Annotated in this window: 8 protein-coding genes; 1 reads left to right on the forward strand and 7 read right to left on the reverse strand. The window is 65.8% G+C overall.

Going from position 1 to position 6,744, the window contains the following annotated elements; translation table 11 throughout:
• On the forward strand, positions 1-693 hold a 693-nt coding region (locus EQG76_RS15590; RefSeq protein ID WP_159715083.1), incomplete at its 5' end, for an ABC transporter permease.
• A gap of 29 nt (positions 694-722) precedes the next feature.
• Here EQG76_RS15590 and EQG76_RS15595 read toward each other — a convergent pair.
• The 7 genes from EQG76_RS15595 to EQG76_RS15625 form a co-directional block, all read right to left on the reverse strand.
• Entirely contained in the window at positions 723-1,706 is a 984-nt protein-coding gene (locus EQG76_RS15595) for an amidoligase family protein (RefSeq protein ID WP_159715085.1), read from the reverse strand.
• A gap of 791 nt (positions 1,707-2,497) precedes the next feature.
• Entirely contained in the window at positions 2,498-2,704 is a 207-nt protein-coding gene (locus EQG76_RS15600) for a hypothetical protein (RefSeq protein ID WP_159715087.1), read from the reverse strand.
• Between the two features lie 1,062 nt (positions 2,705-3,766).
• Positions 3,767-4,192 carry an ester cyclase gene (locus EQG76_RS15605; protein ID WP_159715089.1) on the reverse strand — a complete coding sequence of 142 codons (426 nt, stop codon included), beginning with the start codon at positions 4,190-4,192 and terminating at the stop codon, positions 3,767-3,769.
• Between the two features lie 107 nt (positions 4,193-4,299).
• Positions 4,300-4,725 (reverse strand): ester cyclase, encoded by a 426-nt coding sequence (locus EQG76_RS15610; protein WP_159715091.1) that lies wholly within the window; start codon positions 4,723-4,725, stop codon positions 4,300-4,302.
• A 79-nt stretch (positions 4,726-4,804) separates the two neighbouring features.
• The gene (locus EQG76_RS15615) at positions 4,805-5,218 is read right to left on the reverse strand and encodes a VOC family protein (protein ID WP_159715093.1); all 414 of its coding nucleotides are present in this window, start codon (positions 5,216-5,218) and stop codon (positions 4,805-4,807) included.
• A 120-nt stretch (positions 5,219-5,338) separates the two neighbouring features.
• Positions 5,339-6,079, reverse strand: a complete 741-nt coding sequence (locus EQG76_RS15620; protein ID WP_159715095.1) for an SGNH/GDSL hydrolase family protein — start codon at positions 6,077-6,079, stop codon at positions 5,339-5,341.
• Between the two features lie 124 nt (positions 6,080-6,203).
• The coding region (locus EQG76_RS15625; RefSeq protein ID WP_159715097.1) for an SDR family NAD(P)-dependent oxidoreductase at positions 6,204-6,744 on the reverse strand (541 nt) is incomplete at its 5' end.

Here is a 6,744-nt window from a genome sequence, read left to right on the forward strand (position 1 = left end):
TTCGGCGCGGTCCACGGCTTTTTGGTCACCCGCCTGAACCTGCAGCCCTTCGTCGTGACCTTGTGCGGCCTTCTGATCTACCGGGGCATCGCCAGGTGGTACATGGCGGACGCCACGATCGGCTTCGGCTACGGCGACTTCGGCGCCCTGTTCTGGCTGGCGTCCGGTCGCAGCTTCGGCATCCCGCACACCTTCATCGCCTTCGTGATCGTGGCGATCGTGATGTACGTGGTCCTGCACAAGTCGGTGTTCGGCCGCCACCTCCTGGCCGTCGGCAAGAACGAGGAAGCCGCCCGCTTCTCCGGCATCAACACCCGCGTCGTGATCGCGTCCGCCTACATGATCAACGGCGCGCTGGCCGGCCTCACCGCCCTGTTCCTGGCCTTCTACACCAGCTCCGTCTCGCCCTCGGCGCATGGCAGCTTCTACGAGCTCTACGCCATCGCCGCGGCCGTGCTCGGCGGCTGCTCGCTTCGCGGCGGCGAAGGCTCGATCCCCGGCATCGTGCTGGGCACCATCCTCCTTCAGATCCTGCAGAACCTGGTCAACCTCCTGGGCATCCCGACCTCGCTCAACTTCGCCGTGATGGGCACGGTGATCCTGGCGGGTGTGCTGGCCGACCAAGCCCTGCAGCGCCGCCGCGCGATCAAGGTCGCCGAGCAGCAGCGGGCCAAGGTGGTGGCGACCGCCTAGGACCGCACCCGGCAGGCTGCGATGGCGGCTCAGGAGCAGCCGAGCAGCCTGCCTCGCTTCATCGCGGCACCGCCGCCACCCTCGGTTTGGAGAAACGCCAGGCTTAGCGCCGCCAGACGCTCCGGGTCGGCGGCCAGCCGCTCCACCGCCATCCAGCGGTGCCAGTCCGGCACGATGCCCCACCCGGGCTCGCCGACATGCGCCCAGGGCAGGCGATAGTGCAGCGCCGGCCGCCCGCCGATCTTCTCGAACGGCAGCCGGGCCCGCACCCGCGCCTCGCCCAGGTGCAGCAGCACCGGCAGCAGGTCCAGCGCCCGGTTCCGTGTGGGATTGGCCCGCAGATAGTCGTCGGTGAACGCCGCCAGGTCCGGCTGGTAGTCCGCCGCCAGCACCCGCCGCACATAGCCCTCTGGATAGACCGCCGGCAGCAGTAGCCCGCGCCGCCACCGCACCGCCCGGAACGTCTCCTGCCGCAACCACGGCTCCATCAGCAGGAACGCCCGCAGGTAGCGCAGCAGCGTCCCCACCTCCAGCGAGGGCGGATCGACGTTGAAATGCAGCCCGAGCGACCCCAGCCAGTTCGCCCCCCGCCCGCGCGCGCCCGCCGACCGCAAGAGCTCGACCGCCTTGTCCACCTCTGGCATTCGCTCGGGCGGCAGCGGCGCCACCACCATTTCCCGCGGCACGAACCGGGTCAGCAGCCCGCCCAGCCAAGCGGCACTCCGCCGGCCCAGATGCACCGGCAGCGAACGGCCATGCTTGCCGGGGTGCACGTAGCGGGTGTCGAGCTCCACCGTCAGTTCGCCGAGCCGGCTGCCCCGCACGAGGAACGAGTGCGGGTCTTCCTCCAGGACCGCGCCGCCCAGGCCCCGGCTCAGTACCTCTGCCGCGGCCCGGGCGCTGAGGTCCATGAACTCGATCTCGACGCCGATCTGGCGGACGCTGCCTGCGCTGCTAGGCAGTGCCGGGAATGCCTGGACCGGATGCCGGCCGGGATGGGTGGTATGGTTCATCCATCTCATATGGGCAGGCCGTGCAGGGCCCGCTTGGCTGCATCACGAAAACGTCAGGGACACAGCCGCCGGGGCGGTACAGCTTTCCGGAAGGCTGGCAGGCAGAAGGCCGTAATACCCGGTCATCCGCTGTAGTTATTGCTGGACGGATGTCCGCAGCCGTCGCATCCTCGCCGCCTGCCTGCTGGCCTGCCTCTGCGCCAGCGCGCCTGCCCAGGCCCACATCAAGTGGTTCGAGCCGTTCGACATCACCCAGGCGCCGCGCCCCATCGGCGACGTGCTGGCCCAGGACTTCATCCTGTTCTTCCTGGCCTCGGTCGCCTTCGTGTTCGTCTTCTTCGCCGCCGACCGCTGGGCCTACCGCCGCCAGATCCTGGTGGCGTTCGACGAGAGCCTGCGCCGCTTCGACGGCCTGTCGGTCCTGATCATGCGGCTCGCCGCAGCGGTGTTCTTCACCGCGCTCTGGACCTATGGCGTGTTCGGCGACCACGCCTTCTACCTCACGCCGAGCTGCACACCGACAGCATCTGGGTGCCCTGGTTCCAGCTCGCGATTGCCGGCTGCGCCCTGTTCCGGCGCACCCTGCCCCTGGTCGGCCTCGGCATCGCCTAGTTCTTCGCGACCGTCACGCTGCCCTCACGCGGCTGGCGCAAGTCCGGCTTCGTCACCCTCTGCGCCACGACCGGCATCAACTTCCTCTGGCTGGCGATCGAGAAGTTCGCCTACCCGAACTGGACCTACCCGCTCCTGGACAAGCACCCCGGCATCCTGCTGGGCATGGACCCGCAGTTCTACATGCTGCTCGCCGGCTTCGTGGAGTTCGTACTGACCTTCATCCTGTTCGCCGCCGCCTCGGTGGTGGCCTGGCCCGGCTGGTTGCCTTCGGCCTCCTGTCCGTCTTCGTCCTGGCGATCTTCGAGTTCGGCATGATCGACGCCGTGGGCCACCTGATGATCATCGCGATCCTGTTCGTCCTGATCGTCCGCGGCCCCACCCACGTCCGCAACATCCTGGTCCCCCGACCAGTCCCCGCGGATGGAGGCCTATTTCATGACCGGGCTGTACTACTTGGCGTTCGTGAATGCGTTTCTGCTGTATTATGGATTGCACTATCTGCTGATTTGAGCAGAGGACAGTTGTCGCCTCCTAACCATAACAGGAACGTGCTCAGGAGTTGAGCAGCTTCTGGCTCCAGTGGCGGTATCGGTGTTGTGGTGCAGGCTGAGCAAGCCGCATTAGGCAGTACCTACCTTACCTAGGCGAATCTGCTGCGAGCAGCCATGTTTGCTTGAGTGCACTTAGCAGATCGCGTTCCACCATCCGGTACCCCCGCCGGCTGCACGGATGAGATAGACGCGTGGTCTTTCTTCAAGCCGGTGCCGTAGAAGCTGCCAATAGGGGCTTCCGCTACAGCACAAGGCCAAGCTTCATGAATTTGATATTCACTCCTGCCGAGCAGGACTCGTCAGCAAGTTAGGAATCTGAGAAGACTTGAGTGATCACATGGAAGGGCCAGCATGTGCAGGTCAGCTCTCGCATTTCCTATAGCGGGTTGCGCCGGCCGGCGTAGACCCCACTCCTCATTCTGTCTCCGTTGCTGACGAGTTCTAACCAAGTATGGTTCGTGAACCGTAGGGGGAATTTATAGTCACTCCTATCGGTTATGTATCACGATCCTACACTTCGTTTGCAGTAGGTCCACGCTTCCTTGAGGGCGTGGACATTTCGTCAACCCTATTTACATATGTGTGAATGAATAATTAAGATTCAACTGCACAAACACACATAGCGACTTAACATGAGCTGAGCAATTCAGCTTGGAACGTTATGTCAACTATGTCGACGTGGTGTCTCCGCGGCCGTCGCGCGGCTTCCCGCTACTCCGGCGGTGACGCCAAGTCCGCACTCACCTGCAGACGGCGTACAAGCGTCGGATAGTCGAACTGGAATCGGCGGATCAGATCTCAGCCAAGATCGAGCCCGCGAACCAACACTTGTGTGACAACCTGCTGCGAATTGGGCACCTGACCGGCCGCAGCAAAGGCACCGGCAACCTGCTGTCAGCCGCCCGCCCTCACACCCCGCCCACTCATGCACCGTTCCAACGTATCCGCCGGCAGCATCCCCAACTGCATGAAGAAGCCCACGAAGTCGAAATGGTCGTAGGCCTCCACGACCTTCCCATCGACGATCCGCGCCTGGATGCTGCCGCGCATGCTCGCTTCGCGCCCATCAGGCATCCGCCCGGTGAAGGTGCACAGGGCCGCGAGCCAGCCGTCCTGCTCGATGCAGTGGTCCACGTCGAGCCGCGTCTCCGACAGGAGCTGGCACACCTGCTGATGGAACTGCTTGTACTGCTCCGGCCCCCGCAGCGGCTGCGGGCCGGCACTGTGCACGCAGCATTCGGACGCGCACATCTCGTCGATCGCGGCAGTATCCCGCTCGGCCCAGACTCTCCTCGCCCATTCCTCCAGCGGAAACGCCATGTCTACCTCCCTCGGCCGCGGCCGGATCTTGTTATGGTCGCAGCATAGCACGGGCCGGCTCAATGGATGAGTGAATCCGGTACTGGAAAAGGCGCTGCCGACTGCCGTCAGTCACCCGTCCCGACTGGCCTGCCGCTCATGCAGCACTCCAGTGTGTTGGACGGCACCAGTCCCAGCTGCGTGAAGAAGCCCAGCAGGTCGAAATGATTGTGGGCCTCCAGGATCTTCCCGTCGGCGACGCGTGCATAGATCACGCCATCCGCACTGGCTTCCCGCCCGTCGGCCATCCGCCCGCTGAAGGTGCACAAGGCCGCCAGCTGCCCGTCCTGCTCGATATGCTGGCGCACGACCAGCCTGGTCTCCTGGAGGAGGCCGCAAAGGACCTGGTGGAAGGCCTTGAACTGCTCGGACCCCACCAGCGGCTTCGGCCCCAGGCCGTAGGCCTTGCAGTCGGGCGCGCACATCTCGTCGATCGCGGATGCATCGCGCTCCGTCCACACCCGCCGCGCCCAGGTTTCCAGCGTCGCCAGCATGCCGCACCTCCCCAGGGTTATCGAGTCCCCTGTCACGGACGCAGCATAGCATGGACTGGCCGCGCTGGAACGGTTCGCCTCAGTCGTCCAGCCGCGCCGCGTTGATCTCGATCAGGTGGCCGTCCGGGTCGAGGATGTAGGCTTGCGGGTAGCCCACGATCGAGTTCGGCCGCAGCAGCATGCAGTGCGGGTCGTCCGGCGCCACGTCCTCGCGATAGCCCAGCCTGCGCAGTCCCTCGATGGCAGCGGTGAAGCTCGCGACCCGGATCGCGAAATGGGTGTCGCCGGCATCCACCGCGCGCGGCCGGTTCGGGTTCGCCGCCGCATCGCCGATCAGATGGAGCTCCCGGTTGCCCAGCCGGAACCAGGCGCCCGGGAAGGAGAAGGGCGGCCGCTCGATCTGCTCCAGGCCGATGACCTCGGCATAGAACCGCATCGAGCGCGCGAGGTCGCTGACCCGCAGGCTGATGTGATGCAGGGTCTCGATGTCCATTCCTGTCCCTCCCCGTCCGGGCCTGGCCCGTTCTTCCCGTGGCACCGGAGCCCTTGGCGGGGACGGCCCGGAACATGTGGTAGCCGAGCGTCCCTGTTCCGTGAAGCTGCCGCCGACCGGCTACTTCAGCTTCGCCGCGATCTCCTTGGCGATGATCGCCTGGCCCTTCTTCCCGAAATGATTGCCGTCGAAATAGAGATGCGTCGAGGCCGAGCGCTTCTTGTCCGCCACCGTCACATGGGTGAAGCCGTAGCTCTTCTTGTTCTTGAACACATGCTCGAACCGTGTGAACAGGTCGACGGTCACGACATTGCTACGTTCAGCCGCTAGGCTGCGCAGGAACGCGTTCCAGCTCTTCACCCGCGCCACCGAGTTCCTGGTCTGCATCGGGTTGCGGCTCCAGTCGTGGAGCTGGCAGAGCAGGATCCGCCGCGAACCCCTGGCCAGCCCCTGCGCGATCAGCCGGTCCAGCGCGATCCGGTAGTGGTTCATGGCGGCATTCAGCGGCCGGAACGTGTTGATGTCGTTATAGCCGAAATAGATCACGGTCCGGTCGGGCAGGCCCTTGGACTTGTGCTTGGCGATCCAGTCGTCGACCTGCCGGTCCAGCGTCCGGGAGCTGTTGAAGCCTTCCGCGGTGGCGCCCGAGACGCCCAGATTGACCAGTACCTTGGCCTTGCGGTCGCCGTGCAGCTGGTCGGCCCAGCTCGGCACGCCGTCGCGCATCGAGCGGGTATAGCTGTCGCCGAACGCCACCAGGGTCGGCTGGTGCGAGGCCAAGGCCGGCTGGCCGCCCGGCGTCAGGCTGCCGAGCATGCCGCCGAGCAGGGCCAGCGACCCGCGCCGGGTGAGTTCCGTCATGAGCTTGCTCCTCTGACCGATGACCTGCCAGCGCGGCGCCGACCTGGCTCCCGCCGTGCCGGATCAGCCTGCCGGCTGACCCGGTCCAGCGCCAACTATTTCCGGAAACAGCACGGCTGCTGCGTCAGACCATCACGTCGCCGCCATTGGGCGAGAGGGTCTGGCCGACATAGAAGGAGCCGGCATCGGAGGCCAGCAGCAGGGCGGTGGGCGCGATCTCACCGACCTGGCCGAACCGGCCGATCGGGAGCTGCGCCTGCTTCATCGCCCGCCAGCTGTCGGACATGCCATTGAGCAGGTCGGTCTCGACCGGCCCCGGCGCGATCCCGTTCACCGTCACCCCATGCGGCGCACCTTCATAGGCGAGTGCCCGGGTGAAGCCGACGATGCCGGCCTTGGCGGCGCAGTAATGCGCCAGGCCCGGCGCGCCCTTATAGGCCAGCTGCGAGGCGATGTTGATCACCCGGCCGAAGCCACGCCGGACCATGTCGGGAAAGAAGGTATGGGTGACCAGGAAGGTGCCACGCAGATGGACCGCGATCATCCGGTCCCACTCGGCCACGCTCAGCTCGGTGAACGCCCGGTCGCCGCCGATCCCGGCACAGTTGACCAGGATGTCGACCTGGCCCAGCTCATCCCGAGCCCAGGCCGCCATGGCCGCGACC

It is taken from the genome of Geminicoccus flavidas (assembly GCF_009806515.1).
Taxonomy (GTDB): domain Bacteria; phylum Pseudomonadota; class Alphaproteobacteria; order Geminicoccales; family Geminicoccaceae; genus Geminicoccus; species Geminicoccus flavidus.